The organism is Bacillus sp. MSP13 (assembly GCF_000815295.1).
Lineage (GTDB): Bacteria > Bacillota > Bacilli > Bacillales > Bacillaceae > Bacillus > Bacillus vallismortis.
The window spans coordinates 66517-85625 of record NZ_JXAQ01000007.1; the positions used below are offsets into that span (position 1 = coordinate 66517).

At 44.5% G+C, this 19109-nt stretch carries 18 protein-coding genes, 1 tRNA gene, 1 pseudogene and 1 riboswitch; of the genes and pseudogenes, 2 read left to right on the forward strand and 18 right to left on the reverse strand.

The genetic code is table 11. The features are described from left to right. Positions 1 to 88: 88 nt before the first annotated feature. Positions 89 to 1438 (reverse strand): Kelch repeat-containing protein, encoded by a 1350-nt coding sequence (locus tag SC79_RS08445; RefSeq protein WP_039074677.1) that lies wholly within the window; start codon positions 1436 to 1438, stop codon positions 89 to 91. 223 nt (positions 1439 to 1661) lie between these two features. Between SC79_RS08445 and SC79_RS08450 the strand changes: the two genes are divergently transcribed. Next, positions 1662 to 2486: a YsnF/AvaK domain-containing protein gene (locus tag SC79_RS08450; RefSeq protein WP_039074678.1), complete on the forward strand. Its 825-nt coding sequence runs from the start codon at positions 1662 to 1664 to the stop codon at positions 2484 to 2486. A 61-nt stretch (positions 2487 to 2547) separates the two neighbouring features. On the opposite strand, the gene SC79_RS08455 is transcribed toward SC79_RS08450, so the two are convergent. From SC79_RS08455 to sdhC, 12 genes and pseudogenes are all read right to left on the reverse strand, one after another. Next, positions 2548 to 2621 (reverse strand) — tRNA-Arg (locus SC79_RS08455). Between the two features lie 130 nt (positions 2622 to 2751). Then, a complete protein-coding gene (locus SC79_RS08460) occupies positions 2752 to 3261 on the reverse strand; it encodes a YfcE family phosphodiesterase (RefSeq protein WP_039074679.1) in 510 nt (169 codons plus the stop codon). Between the two features lie 15 nt (positions 3262 to 3276). After that, a complete protein-coding gene (locus SC79_RS08465; RefSeq protein ID WP_082022615.1) occupies positions 3277 to 3873 on the reverse strand; it encodes an XTP/dITP diphosphatase in 597 nt (198 codons plus the stop codon). 12 nt (positions 3874 to 3885) lie between these two features. Then, a complete protein-coding gene (gene rph, locus SC79_RS08470) occupies positions 3886 to 4623 on the reverse strand; it encodes a ribonuclease PH (RefSeq protein ID WP_039074680.1) in 738 nt (245 codons plus the stop codon). A gap of 110 nt (positions 4624 to 4733) precedes the next feature. Further along, positions 4734 to 5834: a spore germination protein GerM gene (gene gerM / locus SC79_RS08475; protein WP_039074681.1), complete on the reverse strand. Its 1101-nt coding sequence runs from the start codon at positions 5832 to 5834 to the stop codon at positions 4734 to 4736. Positions 5835 to 5949: 115 nt separating this feature from the next. Beyond that, positions 5950 to 6768: a glutamate racemase gene (racE, locus tag SC79_RS08480; RefSeq protein WP_082022617.1), complete on the reverse strand. Its 819-nt coding sequence runs from the start codon at positions 6766 to 6768 to the stop codon at positions 5950 to 5952. A gap of 7 nt (positions 6769 to 6775) precedes the next feature. Continuing rightward, complete coding sequence (locus SC79_RS08485) at positions 6776 to 7216, reverse strand: MarR family winged helix-turn-helix transcriptional regulator (RefSeq protein WP_039074683.1); 441 nt, start codon at positions 7214 to 7216, stop codon at positions 6776 to 6778. Between the two features lie 251 nt (positions 7217 to 7467). Beyond that, positions 7468 to 7692 (reverse strand): spore germination transcription factor GerE, encoded by a 225-nt coding sequence (gerE, locus tag SC79_RS08490; RefSeq protein WP_003184172.1) that lies wholly within the window; start codon positions 7690 to 7692, stop codon positions 7468 to 7470. Between the two features lie 115 nt (positions 7693 to 7807). Next, a pseudogene (locus SC79_RS08495) lies at positions 7808 to 8250 on the reverse strand (acyl-CoA thioesterase). A 58-nt stretch (positions 8251 to 8308) separates the two neighbouring features. Beyond that, positions 8309 to 9070 (reverse strand): succinate dehydrogenase iron-sulfur subunit, encoded by a 762-nt coding sequence (gene sdhB, locus SC79_RS08500; RefSeq protein WP_039074684.1) that lies wholly within the window; start codon positions 9068 to 9070, stop codon positions 8309 to 8311. A gap of 2 nt (positions 9071 to 9072) precedes the next feature. Further along, positions 9073 to 10833: a succinate dehydrogenase flavoprotein subunit gene (gene sdhA, locus SC79_RS08505; RefSeq protein ID WP_039074685.1), complete on the reverse strand. Its 1761-nt coding sequence runs from the start codon at positions 10831 to 10833 to the stop codon at positions 9073 to 9075. Between the two features lie 33 nt (positions 10834 to 10866). Beyond that, complete coding sequence (gene sdhC, locus SC79_RS08510) at positions 10867 to 11475, reverse strand: succinate dehydrogenase cytochrome B558 (protein WP_039074686.1); 609 nt, start codon at positions 11473 to 11475, stop codon at positions 10867 to 10869. A gap of 290 nt (positions 11476 to 11765) precedes the next feature. Between sdhC and SC79_RS08515 the strand changes: the two genes are divergently transcribed. Beyond that, positions 11766 to 12212: a YslB family protein gene (locus tag SC79_RS08515; protein ID WP_010329750.1), complete on the forward strand. Its 447-nt coding sequence runs from the start codon at positions 11766 to 11768 to the stop codon at positions 12210 to 12212. Positions 12213 to 12256: 44 nt separating this feature from the next. On the opposite strand, the gene SC79_RS08520 is transcribed toward SC79_RS08515, so the two are convergent. From SC79_RS08520 to SC79_RS08540, 5 genes are all read right to left on the reverse strand, one after another. Continuing rightward, entirely contained in the window at positions 12257 to 13486 is a 1230-nt protein-coding gene (locus SC79_RS08520; protein WP_039074687.1) for an aspartate kinase, read from the reverse strand. Positions 13487 to 13613: 127 nt separating this feature from the next. Continuing rightward, positions 13614 to 13793: riboswitch (Lysine riboswitch) on the reverse strand. 64 nt (positions 13794 to 13857) lie between these two features. Continuing rightward, positions 13858 to 15630 (reverse strand): excinuclease ABC subunit UvrC, encoded by a 1773-nt coding sequence (uvrC, locus tag SC79_RS08525; RefSeq protein ID WP_039074688.1) that lies wholly within the window; start codon positions 15628 to 15630, stop codon positions 13858 to 13860. Between the two features lie 135 nt (positions 15631 to 15765). Then, positions 15766 to 16080: a thioredoxin gene (trxA, locus tag SC79_RS08530; RefSeq protein WP_003222500.1), complete on the reverse strand. Its 315-nt coding sequence runs from the start codon at positions 16078 to 16080 to the stop codon at positions 15766 to 15768. A gap of 324 nt (positions 16081 to 16404) precedes the next feature. Next, the gene (gene abfB / locus SC79_RS08535) at positions 16405 to 17892 is read right to left on the reverse strand and encodes an alpha-L-arabinofuranosidase AbfB (RefSeq protein ID WP_039074689.1); all 1488 of its coding nucleotides are present in this window, start codon (positions 17890 to 17892) and stop codon (positions 16405 to 16407) included. Positions 17893 to 18105: 213 nt separating this feature from the next. Then, positions 18106 to 19083: an electron transfer flavoprotein subunit alpha/FixB family protein gene (locus tag SC79_RS08540; protein ID WP_039074690.1), complete on the reverse strand. Its 978-nt coding sequence runs from the start codon at positions 19081 to 19083 to the stop codon at positions 18106 to 18108. Positions 19084 to 19109: the final 26 nt, after the last annotated feature.

Below are 19109 nucleotides of genomic sequence, written 5' to 3' on the forward strand. Positions count from 1 at the left end.
ATAAATTTCATCAGTTTTTCCTGTTAAAATTTAATAGAGTTAGTCAACAAAACCATCCGGCATTGCACTGGATGGTTTCTGTATGATTTTATTTATATTTATTCACTTCATACATCAAGATGTTTTTAAACACAACATAATCCTTTTTACTTTCAAAAGGCCCTTTGTTGTTGTCATGCTCATCTATTTCATAAAACCCCGGTCCCTCTCCAGCATCACGCTGTTTATACCATTTGAGGAATCCATTTACTTCTTTCATAGAAAGCTGATATTCTTTTTGCAAACCGTTTACCATGGTGACAACAAGGAGAGCGTCTCCGTCTTCTGCCGAGTTATCCTCAGAAGGTGTTGTTGATCCTTTATCTTTATCTTCCGAATTGTCCTCAGAAGGTGTCGTTGATCCTTTATCCTTATCTCCCGAATCGCCTTCAGAAGGTGTCGTTGACCCTTTATCCTTATCTCCTGGAATTTCCTCCGAATCGTATGGTATGTTTAAATCCTTTAACGAAATAGATATGACTGATTTAATTTTAGAATTTGCATATCCACCAACAAAACTTGATGTCTCTTCCCTTCCACCGATGACGTAAAGCGTATCATCAATAATGGCAGAAGAATGCGCCATTCTGTATAGTGCTTTCGAATTTGTCACTGCTGTAGCTGATTGACTTTTAGGATCGTACACCTTAATTCGGTTTACACCTCCAGTCATCAGAATTTTCCCTTTGTAAGCAAGAGCAGAATAATACCCTGCTGTGAATCCGGCACCATTTTTTACCCACGTATCTTTTTCTGGATCATAAACATAAACGATTTGAGGAATATAATGCGTTCCGCCAAGTAAATATAGTTTATTATCAATTACTGCTGTAGAAGCTCCAGTTACATCATAATTTTTTAATGTCTGTTTTTTCTCCCATTTCTTTGTTCCGAGATCATAACTGTAAGTGGTGCCATCAACCCTATTTGCGAAGCCTACCACGTAAATTTTCTTTCCTATAACTTCAGCATATATTTGATAGGCTGGAACCTTTCTTTCAAAAGGAAGATCATCTAATTTTTCCCACGTATCTTTTTTTGGATCATATACTTCAACTGTCTTTACAACTCCATCGTTTGACATTCCACCCATGACATAAATTTTACCGTCAACTGTAACAGTCGCAGCTCCTCCCCTAGCTGTGGGCATGTCGGCTTTTCTTGTCCATTCATTTGTTTTAGGATCGTAGACAAACGTTTGATTCCCATAAGTACCTGGTTTTACTGTCCCGCCACCTATCACATATATCTTTCCATCTACCACACCACTGCTTGCGCCGACACGCGGCTCAGGCAAATCTGCTCTTTCTTTCCATTCAACTGTTTCCGCGCTAACTGTTTGAAGCGATTGAAACAGCGTCATAACGAATAAGAAAAAAACTATGAACCATTTTTTCAAAAGAAAACACTCCCTTTATTTAATTGTTTCACATAACAAATATCGGCAAGACTATGTTTTTTTTCATATTCTTTCCGAAATATTCATTTTTCAGGAAATTCATATAATAAAAGGTTTGTTCTGAAAAACTCGGATGCTTTTCATTTTGTTTATTTCAAAGTTCAACGGGAATTAAAAACGACATGAACGATAAAATCTAACATTGATAAAGGAGGAGATTGATATGAAAAGCATAGTTGGCGTATACGAAACTCCGCAGGAAACCATTGCAGCGATTGAAGGCTTATTAACAAAAGGTTTTGATTCTGACGATATTTCAGTTGTGACAAGCCGCCGAGATACAGATGATCTTGAGTCACGTACTGGAACAGAAGTCAATCAGGCCATCGATTCACATAAGGATGAATCCGATTCATTTTTTGATAAACTGAAAGATTATTTTACAATGGATGATACTGCCGCACACAGCAAGACATTATCAGATTTGGATATTATGACTGGCGAAATAGACAAGTATCAAGAGGATCTGGATGACGGGAAACTCCTTGTGGCTGTTGATACAGACGCAGAAGTCAATCCGCCTATTGATAACGGCAATACTCTTTCAGGCGGCCTTTCAAGCACAAATGAAATGGCGGATTATACAACGAAAGAAGAAAAAACAATGCCGCTGCGGGAAGAGCAGCTGAAAGTCAATAAGGAAGATGTTCAAACTGGAGAAGTAGAGATCGGAAAAGAAGTGAAAACAGAACAAAGAGATATGGACATCCCGGTGAGACACGATGAAATTTATGTTGAACGCCGCCCAGTGGATGAAAATACAGCGGACTCTTCTCCCGTCAATGATTCGGAAGAGATCAGAGTGCCAATCGTTGAGGAAAAGCTGGAAGTGACTAAGAAACCGGTTGTCACTGATGAAGTGGTTGTCGGAAAACGAACTGTCAAAGAGAATGAGCATATTTCTGAAACGGTGAAAAAAGAAGAGCCTCGCATGAACAAAGACGGAAAAGTTGATGGCTTGGATGATGATACGTTGAATAACAAATAATCATTAACCTACAACAAAAAACCTCAAATCCTTTAAGGATTTGAGGTTTTTCTTTTTGGTACGTCCCAGGAGAGATTCGAACTCCCGACCGACGGCTTAGAAGGCCGTTGCTCTATCCAGCTGAGCTACTGGGACATGTTTTGTTATTTCGTTTTTCGCTTTAACTATCAGCGACAAGATTTATTATATATGGGATGCAACAATAAGTCAACGGTTTTTTTGAATTTTTTTCATGAGGAAGAAAATTTTCTTCCTCATGACATTTTCATAGTGTGACACGGTTGTGCAGATCCTCAATTTCATGGCCTGCTTGGTCGTAAAAACGCACTGTTGCGGCATCATTTTCTAAAGTCAGTATAGCATAGCTTTCTGTCCTGCGCACCCTTGGAAGGCGGATGCTGCCGGGATTAATCATCAGCTTTCCGCGCAGCACTTCGCTTCCCGCGATGTGCGAATGCCCGAAACAGATCATATCCGCTCCGAGCTCCTCTGCCCGATAGTATACGTTTAACAAGGTCTGTTTTATACCGTGAAGATGGCCGTGTGTGACCAGTATTTTTTTTGAACCGGCATTCAAAAGAAGCTCGTCCTTAAAATCGCCCGCAAAATCGCAATTGCCTTTTACAACCTTATAAGGATCCAATGCCGGATGCCCGGTTTCGAGTTCAGAGTCTCCGCAATGAATCATGAGATCTACTTCCGCTTCATGCCGTTTCGCGATGGTTTGGAGTTCTTCTTCAAGCCCATGGCTGTCACTGATAATCAGCACGTTCATGTACAAGCTTCCTCCTTATGCCTCTAAAAGCTTCGACAGCTTTTTAAGCGCGTCAGCCCTATGGCTGATTTTATTTTTTTCATCACTTGTCAGTTCAGCCATTGTCTTATCTTTATCTTTCACGATAAAGATTGGGTCATAGCCAAAGCCGTATTCTCCTCTCGGCTCTTCAGCAATATACCCTTCCACATGGCCTTCGACTGTTTTTGTTTCTTCACCGGGGATACTCACAGCCAGCGCGCAGCGAAAACGGGCCGTACGCTGTTCTTTTTCAATTCCTTTCAGTTCGCCGAGCACTTTAACGATATTTGCCTGGTCGTCTTTCTGTTCCCCTGCATAGCGCGCGGAGTAAACGCCGGGGCTGCCGCCAAGATTATCGATTGACAGGCCGGAGTCATCCGCAATCACCATTTTATTCACTGCTTTTGCAACAGCTTCCGCTTTCAAAACGGCATTCTCTTCAAACGTATGGCCTGTTTCCTCGATCTCCTCTGTGTATCCGATGTCAGCTAACGATTTGACATCATAGCCTTTTGGTTCAAGGATTTCTTTGAATTCTTTCACTTTTCCCGGATTATGTGTCGCAATGATTGCCTCTTTCATGATGATCAAGCCTTTCTATCATTATTTCAAATCTGGCAGAGAATCACCTAACACTTCTTTTTGTTTATCAATCAGTTCCTGAATGCCTTTTTCTGCAAGACCGAGAAGACCGTTTAGATCATCCCGTGAAAACGTCGCCTCTTCTCCGGTTCCCTGCAGCTCAACAAAACGGCCGCTGCCTGTCATAATGACATTCATGTCCACTTTAGCGGATGAATCTTCTTCATAATTTAAATCTAACAAAATCCCCTGTTCCTTATCAATTCCGACAGAGATCGCTGCAAGAAAATCAGTGATCGGGTTCGCCTTGATTGTTCCCGCTTTGAGCAGCTTGCCAATCGCAATTGCCATAGCAAGAAATGCGCCTGTAATAGAAGCGGTTCTTGTTCCGCCATCAGCCTGAATGACATCACAGTCAATCCAAATCGTCCGTTCACCGAGCTTTTCTAAATCTACGACTGCCCGAAGCGCGCGGCCGATCAGGCGCTGGATTTCCATTGTTCTGCCGGAAACTTTCCCCTTCGAAGATTCTCTGATCGTTCTTTGGTTTGTTGCCCGCGGCAGCATGCTGTATTCAGCTGTAATCCATCCTTTTCCTCCGCCCCGCAAAAACGGCGGCACGCGATCTTCCACAGACGCATTGCAGATTACTTTTGTATTTCCCGCTGTTATTAGAACAGAACCTTCCGGATGGCTGATAAAATCCACATCAAATGTGATTGGGCGCAGCTCATCATGTTGTCTTCCGTCATGTCTCATGTTTTACCTCCGATTGTATGTACATAAACCATTTTTGTCCCGGAATTGAATAAAGAAAGAGGCAGCCGGAACGCTAACCTCTTTCTTTCTAGTATATCAAAAATTTCAATTTAAAAACTACCCGTATTCACTTGAGAAGGTCTGGAGACCGGTTCTGTGAGCTTTTCGCCTTTTTCATTGACAAGCTCTGATTTCCCGTTTACTTTGACGGAAACGCTCTTTACATCCGGCTGTTCTGTTAACGTCAGCACAATGCTGTTCAGCACTTCTGAAGAAATCATTTTTGTCTTTTCATCCGCGCTGCCGAATATGGATTGATTGAAATCTAACGTCACGCGTCCGTCTTTGATTTTCGGTTTGCTGACCAACTTTACGTCATCACTGAAATCTGTTAACAGCCCGCTCACCTTGCTAGGGCCTTTAGCCAATTCATTGATTGCTGCTGTGATGTCGTCTTTTTTCGAATTGTCGATCCGTTTTGTCACCGGCACGTAATACTCACTGTCTTCGTTTTCCGCCAAATAATAAACGGTGAGCGGATGTGTTGCGGTGAGATCATTTACGCCTGATGTTTCCATATTAATTCCGTCTTTACGGCTTAAATCATCTGAGATTGGCGTGCCTCCTACAGGCATCTCCTTCAGTTCATGGCCGTTTATTCTCAGCTTTACTTTATCTATCGAGCTGAATTGCGTTAGCGTCCACGTCACGGATTGAACAATTTTCTGCTCGTCTTCTTTCTTATAATTTTTAAATTCATTAGAGAAATCCGCTATTGCTGTACCGTCTTTTTTGATGTCAACGTTAACAGTTGTGTCAGCCGGCAATACGGCTCTGAAGCCATTCGGAAGCATTTCTGACACCGGCCCGCCCTGAACGAGGTATTCAAGCGCCTGCTTGGCCGTGCCTTCACTTTTCGGAAGAGGCAGCGTTTGCGCAACAACGTACCCGTTTTTATCAATGAGATAAAGCTCCCTCATGACTGTAGATGAGGCTTGATCCGCTTTGGCGGTATCGTTTTTTTCACTTTCTGTTTTTTCGGCTGCTGTTGTATTTGAATCGGCCACCGCTTCATCGTTCACGTATGTAACGTCTTGAGGCGGATCAATTTCCTCGGCTGCCTTATCAGATTGAAACAAACCGCATCCGGATAAAAGCAGGGCAGAGGTGAGACAAGTGGCACCAATGACTGCAGGTCCTTTTTTCAGCATACTTTTCCCTCCTAAGGCTGTTTGTACTATTATGTATACGAGCCTTATTTGGAAATAGACCGAAGAATTCCGGCAAAACAGAAAAAAAACCGCAACAAGACGTTGCGGGTCAAAGCTATTTTCTAATCGGTTCTTGCAGTGAGATGCATTCCACATGGCCCACCCCATGGCCAAACCAGTCGTCTGCGATTTTCGCAAACTGATCATGCGCTCCGGTTGTCAGGAACTGATGATTCGGGACAACCGAAGACTGGTTCAGCAGCCCTTTATATGAAAGAATTGTGCTGACTTCCCGGGCTGTTTCATCGCCGGACGAAATCATATTTACGTGCTCTCCCATATATCTCTGAATGGAATCTTTTAAAATAGGATAGTGGGTGCAGCCTAAAATCAGCGAATCAATCGATGTGTCTTTTAACGGATACAGCGATGTTTTGACAATCTCGTCTGCTGTTTTGTCAAGAAACTTCCCGCTTTCCACAAAAGGCACAAGGAGCGGACAGGCAAGGTTCTCAACCTTCAGATCAGGATTTAATGCCAAAAGCGCCTCTTCGTACGCGTTGCTCTTCATCGTATTTTCCGTGCCAATGACACCGATATGCTGATTTTCCGTCATTTTTATCGCTGCTCTCGCACCCGGCTGAATGACTCCGACCACAGGGATGCCGACGCTGCGCCGGATGTCTTCCAATGCGATCGCTGTTGCTGTGTTACAGGCGATCACGAGCATTTTAATATGGTGGTTTTCAAGTAGATAATTCGTCAGCTCCCACGTATATTGAAGCACTTCTTCTTCAGGACGCGGCCCGTACGGACACCGTTTCGTATCCCCGACGTAGATAATATTTTCTTTTGGTAGCTGTCTCATGATTTCCTTTGCAACGGTTAAACCGCCAACCCCGGAATCAATGACTCCTATTGGTTGCTCCAACAAAATCGCCTCATTTTCTCTTCATTTCATGCTGCAGTTTCATCAATGATTTTTCGAAGATGGCTACTTCTTCATCTGTAAACGTTTCGAACCTATCACGCAGGTATTCCTGCCTTTTTGTAATGACCTCTTGGATAATCCGCTCTCCTTCTGGCAGCAGATGTATCCGGACGACACGTCTGTCCGCCGGGTCCTTGACCCGCTCGACAAGGTCATTTTTCTGCATGCGGTCGATTAAGTCCGTTGTCGTGCTGCATGCCAGATACATTTTACCCGACAGTTCGCCGATTGTCATATCTCCCAATTCATAAAGCCATTGCAGGCCGACAAATTGCGGCGGCGTAATCGCATATTGGTTAAGGATTTCTCGTCCTTTTTGCTTAATGATCGCGGCAATGTGGCGGAGTGATTTTTCTATATCCGCAACATGCTCCAAATGTTTTGATGTCATTTGTCCATCCCTCACTCAAGGATCTCTTACGCACAAAAGCGTTCCGTGTCTATTTTCCTTCTTTTTTGAAGAAAATGCAAGACTCCGCGAGAGAAATGGAGGACTTTAGGCAAACAACACCAAACAGAAACATGTATTGCTCTATCCGTTGCCATCCAACTTTTTGCATAGCAAGCCAAACATGGTTTGAGAACGTGCCGATCAAACAGGAATAACCGGCTCCTTCCTGAAAGAAGGAATACCGGCAAGGATTAAAGCTCTAGTTCACCCATTCTAAGAAGCTCAACAACGGCTTGCGAACGCCCTTTCACACCCAATTTCTGCATGGCATTTGAAATATGGTTTCGAACGGTTTTCTCACTGATAAATAGCTCGCTTGCAATCTCCTTTGTTGTCTTATCTTGAACGAGCAATTCGAATACTTCTCTTTCTCTTTTCGTTAGCAGCGGCTTCGATTGAAATTCTTTCTCCTTCAAGTATTGTAACCCTCCTTGCTAAGGTGAGAGCGAATCAGAAACGAATGGGTTTTGATATAGTCAAGATATCTTATGTAAGAAGGGCACGGGAGGTGACGTTTACAAGAGAATTAGTTTATGGTGCAGGGAGCAGCGTTTCTTTCTCCTCATCTGTCCAGCTGACAGCCCTGCCGCTTTCCTTTGAGACTTGGACCATCACAACGGCTCCGGTAAAGCACGGTTCGCCTTTGACGTTCTCTCCGAGATAATGCAAGGTAAGGGATGAGCTGCCGACTCCGCTTGTTTTCACGTAGATGCGGAGCTCTTCATAAGGCATGACTTGGCGCAGATAATCGCATTGCTGGCTTGCCACGACCGTAATGGTCTGTTTGTTTTCATTCATCATATTCAGCTTTTTAAAATAAGAAATCCGCGCCTCCTCAAAGTATATAAAAGGTGTCACATTATTCATGTGTCCAAACATGTCCGTCTCGGAAAATCGCACCGATACTTGATAAAAAAAGAAAAGGACGTTTTCCATTCTTGAAACGGCATATCAATATAAGCCGGAATCTTCATCTTTACTCATCTCCTTATGGTTAAAAAACCTCTCCCATGCGGAAGAGGTTTTTTCTTCTTATACTTTGTCGCTTCCGAAGAAATTGCGGAACGCTTGTAAGTTTGTATCTCTGTTTAAGGCTGCAATCGAAGTGGTGAGCGGGATGCCTTTCGGACAGGACTGAACGCAGTTTTGCGAGTTTCCGCAATCTGCAAGGCCGCCGTCATCCATCAGTGCTTCTAATCGGTCAGATTTATTCATGGCGCCTGTCGGATGGGCGTTAAACAGGCGGACTTGAGACATCGGTGCCGGCCCCATGAACTTCGATTTGCTGTTCACATTCGGGCAGGCTTCGAGGCAGACGCCGCACGTCATGCATTTTGATAATTCATATGCCCATTGACGGCGTTTTTCCGGCATTCTCGGCCCCGGTCCCAAATCATACGTACCGTCAATCGGTATCCAGGCTTTTACTTTTTTCAATGAATCAAACATTCTGCTCCGGTCAACCTGCAAATCACGCACGACCGGGAAAGTTTTCATCGGTTTTAAGCGGATCGGCTGTTCAAGCTGGTCGATAAGCGCCGTACAAGATTGGCGGGGTTTTCCGTTTATGACCATTGAACATGCGCCGCATACTTCTTCAAGACAGTTCATATCCCATGTGACAGGGGTTGTCTTTTCACCTTTCACATTAACCGGATTCCGGCGAATTTCCATCAGTGCGGAAATGACATTAAGGTTTGGGCGGTATGGCACCTCAAATTCTTCATCGTAAGGCGTGCTGTCGGTTGTATCTTGCCGTGTGATAATAAATCGTATCGTTTTTTGTTCACTCATGATTATTTCGCCACCTTCTTCTTCGAGTAATCCCGTTTCCGAGGCGTTATCAGTGAGACATCGACATCCCGATATTCAAATTCCGGCGCTTCATACGGGCTTACATGTTTAGCTATTGTTGTTTTGAGCCATTCATCATCATTACGTTCAGGATAATCCGGTTTATAATGGGCGCCCCTGCTTTCATTGCGGTTGTAAGCGCCAAGGGTAACCACTCTCGCAAGCTGAAGCATGTTCGAGAGCTGGCGTGTGAACATCGCCCCTTGGTTGCTCCATTTTGTCGTATCATTGATGTTAATCTTTTTAAACCGCTCCATCAATTCCTGAATTTTGTCATCCGTTTTCAATAGCTTGTCGTTATGGCGGACAACCGTGACGTTCGCCGTCATCCACTCACCAAGCTCTTTGTGAAGAACATAGGCATTTTCTGTCCCGTCCATACTCATAATCTCAGCCCATTTTTCTTCTTCTTTTTTGACGTGAGCGTCGAATAAAGAGGAAGACATGTCTTCTGCTGAAGATTCTAAGCCGTTTACATATTTCACCGCATTCGGTCCGGCCACCATTCCTCCGTAAATCGCGGAGAGCAGGGAGTTCGCTCCCAAGCGGTTGCCGCCGTGCATAGAGTAATCACATTCTCCGGCCGCAAACAGTCCCGGGATGTTTGTCATTTGATTGTAATCCACCCATAATCCACCCATTGAGTAATGAACCGCCGGGAAGATTTTCATTGGAAGCTTACGCGGGTCGTCTCCCATGAATTTCTCATAAATCTCAATGATGCCGCCTAGCTTAATGTCAAGCTCTTTCGGATCTTTATGAGAAAGATCGAGATACACCATGTTTTCGCCGTTAATGCCGAGTTTCTGGTTGACACACACATCAAATATTTCGCGTGTCGCAATATCACGCGGCACCAGATTCCCGTATGCCGGGTATTTCTCTTCCAGGAAGTACCATGGCTTTCCGTCTTTATATGTCCACACGCGTCCGCCTTCACCGCGCGCCGATTCACTCATCAGTCTTAGTTTGTCATCGCCCGGTATGGCTGTCGGGTGGATTTGAATGAATTCTCCGTTTGCATAATACGCTCCCTGCTGATAAACGATCGAAGCTGCAGATCCTGTATTAATCATGGAGTTCGTCGATTTGCCAAAAATGATTCCCGGTCCGCCCGTCGCCATAATAACAGCGTCTGAACGGAAGGATTCAATTTGCATGTTTGTCAGGTTTTGCGCTACAATTCCGCGGCAGGTTTTGTCGTCATCTAATACTGCGCCAAGGAATTCCCAGCCTTCGTATTTTGTAACCAGACCCGCAACTTCGTACCTGCGCACTTGCTCGTCCAGTGCGTAAAGCAGCTGCTGCCCCGTTGTCGCACCCGCATAAGCGGTTCTGTGGTGCTGTGTGCCTCCGAATCGGCGGAAGTCAAGCAGGCCTTCAGGTGTCCGGTTAAACATGACGCCCATCCGGTCTAATAAGTGGATGATAGAAGGCGCCGCGTCACACATCGCTTTGACCGGCGGCTGGTTCGCAAGAAAGTCTCCCCCGTACACAGTGTCATCAAAATGCTCCCATGGAGAGTCGCCTTCCCCTTTTGTATTGACTGCTCCATTTATGCCGCCTTGCGCGCAAACCGAATGAGAACGTTTGACAGGAACGATGGAAAAAAGCTTAACCGCCATTCCTGATTCCGCTGCTTTAATTGTCGCCATGAGGCCGGCAAGACCCCCGCCGACTACGATAATGCTTGATTGACTCATGATAGCCCCTCTCCCTCTAGTAATCTAGTACTCTTATACAAATGCAAAAATCGCTTTTAAGCCTACGTAAGACAGTGCAACAAAAATAATCAGCGTAACGTAAGTCGAAATTCTTTGAGAACGAGGCGTTACCGTGATGCCCCATGTAACAGCGAACGACCATAAACCGTTCGAGAAGTGGAAAATCGTTGATAAGACACCGACAATGTAGAAGCCAAGCATAGCCGGAGAGCTCAAGATATTCGCCATCATGTCAAAGTTGACCTCAGCGCCCAGTTGCGCTGCTATACGGGTTTCCCACACATGCCAGCTGACGAAAATGAGGGTGATGATACCGGTTACACGCTGCAGGACAAAGAGCCAATTTCTCATATAGCTGTATTGACCTGCATTATTTTTCGCAGTAAACGCTATGTACACACCATAAATTGCATGATAAATTAATGGTAAGAAGATAATAAAAATTTCCAAAGCATACCTGAAAGGCAGACTATCCATAAAATGCGCAGCATTATTGAATGCTTCAGCGCCCCTTGCAGCAAACTGGTTGACGACTAAATGCTGAATGAGAAAGATGCCGACCGGTATGACGCCAAGCAAGGAATGCAATCTTCGAAAATAAAACTCTCTGTTCCCAGACATTACTTTACCCCCTGTTTGATAAGTGCGAAATATGCTAAATCTCTTCCCCCACTTCTTTCAATTGTAAGCACTTTATTAAGATTTATTGACAATTTCATTTTACTCCTCCCTCAAAAGGGCGTCAAGAAAACGCGTACATAAATTACAATTTTCCGAATTAATTAGTTGATTCAAAAATTTTATTTTATCAGTATATATTTCTCCCTTAAAATTTCATAAGAATTACAGGATCATTCTGTAATACCTCCCCCTCTTTGGGCTATAATATACGAAGGAGAGGGGAGACAGATATGAAGTCTAAATTTGAAGCATCTATTGATCATTTAAAAGAAATCGAAATGAACGCCTACGCCTACGAACTAATACGAGAGATCGTTCTCCCAGATATGCTTGGCCAAGATTACTCTTCCATGATGTATTGGGCAGGGAAACATCTCGCCCGTAAGTTTCCTCTTGAATCATGGGAGCAATTTCCGGCTTTCTTTGAAGAAGCGGGCTGGGGAACCCTCACGAACGTAAGCGCAAAAAAACAGGAGCTTGAATTTGAACTTGAAGGGCCGATCATTTCCAACCGGCTTAAACATCAGAAAGAACCATGTTTTCAGTTGGAAGCTGGTTTTATTGCTGAACAAATTCAATTGTTGAATGAGCAGATTGCCGAATCATATGAACAAGTGAAAAAGAGAGCCGATAAAGTGGTTCTGACTGTGAAATGGGATTTGAAAGATCCAGTGTAATCAAAAAGGCGGTGACTTCAATAGTCCCGCCTTTTTGATTGTCGTTACACAGCTGAAGGGTGTTTTGAAAGCTCAAATGCATCGTGCAGCGCTTCGACCGCTTTCACCATGTCATTTTCGCTTACAACTGTTGACACTTTGATTTCAGATGTGCTGACCATTTTGATGAATATGTTTTTTTCCGCCAGTACAGCAAACATTTCTGCCGCTACACCAGGGTTTGAGACCATGCCGGATCCGACGATGGATACTTTGGCCAATTTGCTTTCTGTCTCGATTTTCGCGAATTCAAGCGCGCCCTTATACTCTTCAAGCACTGCAACGGCTTGGTTTGCGTCTTCTGTTTTGACAGAGAAGGAAATTCCGGTTTGATTGTCTCCGGCTTGCGTTTGGATAATGATATCAACGTTAATGTTTCTTTTGGCAAGTGTTGTAAATATTGTAGACAAGGTTGTCAGGCCGCCAGTCAGCCCGTAAATGGTTACCCTTGTGATTTGGTCTTCGAACGCAATGCCTCTGACAATTAAATTTTGCTCCATGGATGATTCCTCCTCAATTAATGTTCCCGCTTCTGTTTCTGTACTTGAACGTACTTCTAACGGCACTTCGTAATTTTTCGCAAATTCAACGGCTCTCGGATGAAGAACGCCGGCGCCTAAATTGGCAAGTTCAAGCATTTCATCGTATGAGATTCCGGCAAGCTTTCTCGCTGATTTCACATAGCGCGGATCGGTTGTAAATACGCCGGGCACATCTGTGTATATGTCACATTTATCCGCTTTTAATGCGGCAGCCAAAGCGACTGCTGTTGTGTCTGAACCGCCACGGCCCAATGTTGTGATTTCACAATCGTCCGCCATGCCTTGGAATCCCGCGACAATCACAATCTTTCCTTGCTCAAGCTGTTCTGTTAAAACAGAAGTGTCGATATCTGTAATTCTGGCGTTTCCGTGTACGGATTCCGTGCGGATTCCCGCCTGCCAGCCAGTATAGGACACCGCGTCATAGCCTTTTTCATGCAGTGCCATTGAAAGCAGGGAAATCGTGACCTGTTCGCCTGTCGCCAGCAGCATGTCCATTTCGCGTTTGCTCGGCTGGCCAGTGATGTCTTTTGCAAGGCTGACCAATACGTCAGTGGATTTCCCCATAGCTGAAACGACTACGACGACTTGATGGCCTTTCTGTTTTTCTGCAATTGCGCGGTTTGCCGCATTTTGAATTTTTTCGACTGAGCCGACGGAAGTACCTCCGAATTTTTGTACGATAAGACCCATGAATGACCACCCTTTACATTTTGGTTCGTGCGGGTGAGGAGAAAGAGCGCTTTGTCCACAATAAAAAAAGCAATGAGAGGAATTTGCTCTCATTGCTTATCAATTAATCATCATAAATGATTATGAACAACGAGATAGCCCTCCAAGAAAATGATTTCTTGACAGCCTTACATTTATTCAATGCACGGCCAGCAAATAATACCGATGGGGTTTTATTTGCTTCGGCGACGCTCCCCTTTCAGCCTTTTTCCCAGAATCCATCTTTCTCCAAAGGCTTACTTTTGAAGTTCGCACCTCTATCTTCACCATATAACACGATCTAACTATGAAATTAGTTCACATTTTATCAGGTTTTTTTTAAAAGGACAACACTATTTTTGCAATTTGTCGTAAAGGAGCTGAGCCGCCGCTGCCGGAACACCCGCTTTTTTGAGGTCCTCAAGGCTTGCTTCCTTCATTTTTTTAACCGAACCGAAATGCTTTAACAGCATTTTCTTTCTTTTCTCTCCGATGCCCGGGATGTCGTCCAAGACGGATTGAAACGCGCTTTTTCCGCGGATTTGCCGGTGAAAGCTGATCGCGAATCGGTGCACCTCGTCCTGGATGCGCTGCAGGAGGTAAAATTCCTGGCTGTTTCGTTCCAGATATACCGCCTCCAGCGGTTCCCCGATGAGTAAATTTGAGGTTCTGTGTTTTTCGTCTTTTGCTAAGCCGGCGATGGGAATATCCAAACCTAGCTCATTTTCAATGACATCCCTTGCAGCGTTGATTTGCCCTTTTCCTCCGTCAATGATGATCAGATCGGGCAGCGGCAGGTTTTCACGAAGCACTCTCGAATAACGTCTTCTGACGACCTCTCTCATTGAACCGTAATCATCCGGCCCTGTAACGGTTTTAATTTTATATTTGCGATATTCCCTTTTGTTCGGTTTGCCGTCGATAAATACGATCATCGCGGAAACCGGGTTTGTCCCCTGTATGTTTGAATTATCAAACGCTTCAATTCTGTGCGGAGTATAAATATTCAAGGCTTCACCGAGTTTCTGCACAGCCCCGATTGAACGCTCCTCGTCCCGTTCAATTAAAGAGAATTTTTCTTTCAGCGCGATTTTCGCGTTTTTATGAGCCAGCATAAGCAGTTCTTTTTTCGGGCCTTTTTTCGGCTGGTGGACGTTTGTTTCCAGCAGCTGCTCAATCATCGATTGATCTACGCTGTCCGGAACTAAAATTTCCTTTGGAAGGAAATGGTTGTTTTTTGAATAAAACTGCCCGATGAACGTAAGGAACTCATCATCAGCTTCCTGATAGAGCGGAAACATGCTGACATCCCGTTCAATAAGCTTTCCTTGGCGGATGAAAAAGACCTGTACACACATCCAGCCCTTATCATAAGCGTACGCGAATACGTCACGGTCGACTAAATCGTTCATCGTCATTTTTTGTTTTTCCATCGTTGATTCAATATGGGCGATTTGGTCGCGAAGCTCTTTTGCCCGTTCAAACTCAAGATTCTCCGCAGCTTCCTGCATCTTCTCTTCAAGCTCTTTTTTGACATCATTATAGCCGCCCTTTAAGAAACGGGTAATGCTCTCAACCAGCTCTCTGTTTGTCTCTTCGGAAATGTCCTTTACGCACGGAGCAAGACATTGGCCCAAATGATAGTAAAGGCATACTCTGTCGGGCAGCTTGGAGCATTTTCTGAGAGGATACAGCCGGTCTAGCAGTTTTTTTGTTTCCCTTGCAGCCTGTACATTCGGGTACGGCCCGAAATAGCGCCCCTTGTCTTTTTTGACATTGCGGGTGACAATCAGCCTTGGATGGCGTTCATGGGTAAGTTTTATGAAAGGATAGGTTTTGTCGTCTTTCAGCATGACGTTGTATTTCGGATCATGCTTTTTGATCAAGTTCATTTCTAAAATAAGCGCTTCAAGGTTGGAGGACGTCACGATATATTCAAAATCCTCGATTTCCGTCACAAGCCTTTGGGTTTTCGCATCGTGAGAACCGGTGAAGTAGGAGCGCACTCTGTTTTTCAGCACTTTAGCTTTTCCTACGTAGATCACAGTCTGCTGCCGGTCCTTCATGAGATAACACCCGGGCTGATCAGGAAGGAGGGCGAGTTTTTCTTTCAGTTGTTTGTTCATCTGTTACCCTTCCTTATATTTAGTCCTTTATTTCCAGTTTAACACGAACGTTTGTTTTTCTCTACGATTCACAATTGGCGAATAAAAAAAGCGATCCCTCAATCGGAATCGCTCTGGCATGTAAGCAGCCGTAAATTAAAGATGTTTGTTTACAAGCTCTTGAAGCGCTTCTTTCGGTTTGAAGCCGACAGAAGTTTCAACAACTTCTCCGTCTTTTAACACAAGAAGTGTCGGGATGCTCATAACGCCGTATTTTCCGGCTGTTTCTTGGTTTTCATCCACATCGATTTTTACGATTTTGAGTTTGTCTCCCATTTCTTGATCCAGTTCTTCAAGAACAGGTGCAATCATTTTACAAGGTCCGCACCAAGGAGCCCAGAAATCAGCCAGTACGACGCCTTCGCTTGTTTCAGCTGAGAAAGATTGATCAGTTGCTTTTACGATAGCCATTATTGAATTCCTCCAATTGTGAATGATGATATTTAGTATAGCATCTCCCATTCGTTCACGCTATTTTAATGCTTAGAAACTATTTTCTCCTGATCGCAATCGGTTTACTCATTTTTGTCTTGGTGGAATGGGATATGTCTTTTTTCATTAAAACACAAATCTGATAATGGCTCCGATCACTACAATTGCCCCGATAATCATGAGAATGGTACGAAGCATAGAATAACACTCCTCTTTACTGTCATGTACTTTACCATGCCCTCCCGGAGCAATTTTCAAACATGAAAAAGAGCGCCGTCATGAAGCTCCGGCGCTCTCGCTTGGTTAAGAATCAGCCCGCAGCGTGAGTAAGACAACTGACATAGGCGGGAGTTTTACTTTCAGTTTGTTTTTGTTGAGCGTGTATTGGCTGAAAGATTCCGGTTTGACGTGATGAGGATCGTCAAACGTGTTATGGGCATTCATTTTTTCTGCCGTGAGAATGACTCCGGAATGGTCGGCAGTCTTGTCACCACCTCTCAGCTCAATCTCGGCCTCCGCTTTGTTTTGATGGTCGATGTTGCAAATCGTAATATTGATATCGCCTTTTGCATGTTTCGAGGCTGAAACACTGATTTGCGGCAGCGTTTCTCCCTTCCATTCATAGTCAGCAGACGTTGTTTCAGTGTCTAAAAGAGAAGCATCCTGGTGTACCTTAAACATATCAAATACATGGTACGTCGGTGTCAAAAGCATCCGCTCTCCCTCAGTCAAAATCATGGCTTGAAGAACGTTTACCGTTTGGGCGATGTTGGTCATTTGCACCCGGCGGCAATGCTGGTGGAAAATGTGGAAGTGAGAAGCCGCCACCAGTGCATCGCGAATGGTATTTTGCTGATAAAGGAAACCAGGGTTCGTGCCCGGCTCAGGATCAAACCATGTGCCCCATTCGTCAATAATCAGGCCGACCCGCTGCTCCGGATCATACCGGTCCATAATTGTGCCGTGTTTTTGAATCAATTCGTCGATATATTTAGCCTTTTTCATTGTAATGAACCATTCATCCTCTGTGAATTCTGTCGCTGACCCTTTGCCTTTCCAGAAATCACCCGGAATCGTGTAATAATGAAGGCTTAATCCGTCCATCAGGCCGGCGGCTTTTTTCATAAGCACGTCCGTCCAGTTAAAGTCATCTACATTTGCGCCGCCAGCAATTTTATAGATTTCATTGTCGCTGTAATTTCGCACATAGGTTTGAAAACGCCGGTACAGATCAGCATAGTATTCAGGGTGCATGTTTCCGCCGCAGCCCCAGTTTTCATTGCCCACCCCGAAATATTTCAGCTTCCAAGGCTCCTCTCTTCCATTTTGTTTTCTCCAGTCTGACATTGGAGTGCCTTCTTTAAACGTCATATATTCGATCCATTCCGCCATTTCCTGAACCGTTCCGCTTCCGACATTGCCGCAGATATAAGGCTCGCATTCAAGCAGCTCGCAAAGCATCATAAATTCATGCGTTCCGAATTCATTTGATTCAACTGTTCCGCCCCAGTGCGTGTTAAGCATCGTCTTTCGGTCTCCGACACCGTTTGCCCAATGATATTCGTCTGCAAAACACCCGCCAGGCCATCTGAGGACAGGAATATGAAGCTGCTTAAGCGCTTCCAGCACATCCTTTCGTATTCCGTTTATATTGGGAATGCTGGAGTCTGTTCCGACCCAAATCCCCTCATAAATCCCTCTTCCTAAATGCTCCGCAAAATGACCGTATATATTTTTGTTAATCGTTCCTTTTACAATATCTGTCTGGATCACTGCTTGATGTTTAGACATGCCTGATCATTCCTTTCATACGAATATGAAAAGCACCACAGTCAAATATGTGATCTGTCTATCGCCTGAGGAGTCCGCATGAATGTAAGCGCTTTTAAAGTAACGATATTATATATGTTCGTACATGTCAATAATATTTTTTGTTACTTATCTATTTGTACGTATATATTTAAACATACAAAAACCCCGAACTTCAGCAGTTCGGGGTTTCCTTTACGAGTGTATATTTAATTGTTTGAATTCCTCAGTTAATAACGGAACCACTTCAAATAAATCGCCTACGATGCCATAATCCGCTATTTTAAAAATATCGGCTTCGGGATCCTTATTAATGGCGACAATGATCTTGCTGTTTGACATCCCGGCTAAATGCTGGATGGCGCCGGAAATGCCGCAGGCGATGTATAAATCCGGGGTGACGACTTTCCCGGTCTGCCCGATCTGGAGAGCGTAATCGCAATAATCAGCATCGCACGCCCCGCGAGAAGCCCCAACTGCGGCTCCGAGCACTTCGGCAAGCTCCTCCAGCGGCTGAAATCCTTCCTTGCTTTTGACTCCGCGGCCGCCCGCAATAATCATTTTGGCTTCAGATAGATCAACGCCTTCCGCTGTTTTTTTCACAACCTCTTGGATAACGGTGCGGAGGTCAGTAATAGAAACATCAACGCTTTCGATACTCCCTGACCTGCCGGCGTCTTTTTCTGAAGCTTGAATGTTATTAGGGCGAATCGTTGCAAAAATCAGCGGATCGGTTGATATGACGCGTTCAAATGCTTTCCCCGAGTAAATCGGCCGCGTGAATACGACGTTCTCTCCGGCAACGCTTACATCAGTAGCATCAGAAATTAAGCCTGTTTGCAGCCGAGCCGCGAGCTTCGGTGATAGGTCTTTGCCCATTGCTGTGTGCCCGCATATGACTGAATCGGGTTTTTCTTGGCCAATAATGGCCCTCATGACCTGGCTGTATCCGTCTGCCGTGTATGCTTTCAGCTTCGGACCCTCGGCTGTGAGAACTTTATCGGCTCCGTAATGGATAAGCTCCTGTGCAAGGCTTTGAGCATTTTCTCCGATCAAAACACCGATGACTTCTCCATCACCTGAGATGGTTCTTCCTGCAGCTAATGCTTCAAAGGTGACATTCCGCAATTCCCCATCGCGAATTTCTCCAAGTACGATCACTTTTTTTCCCATTCTAACATCCCCCTGTTTCTTTGAAT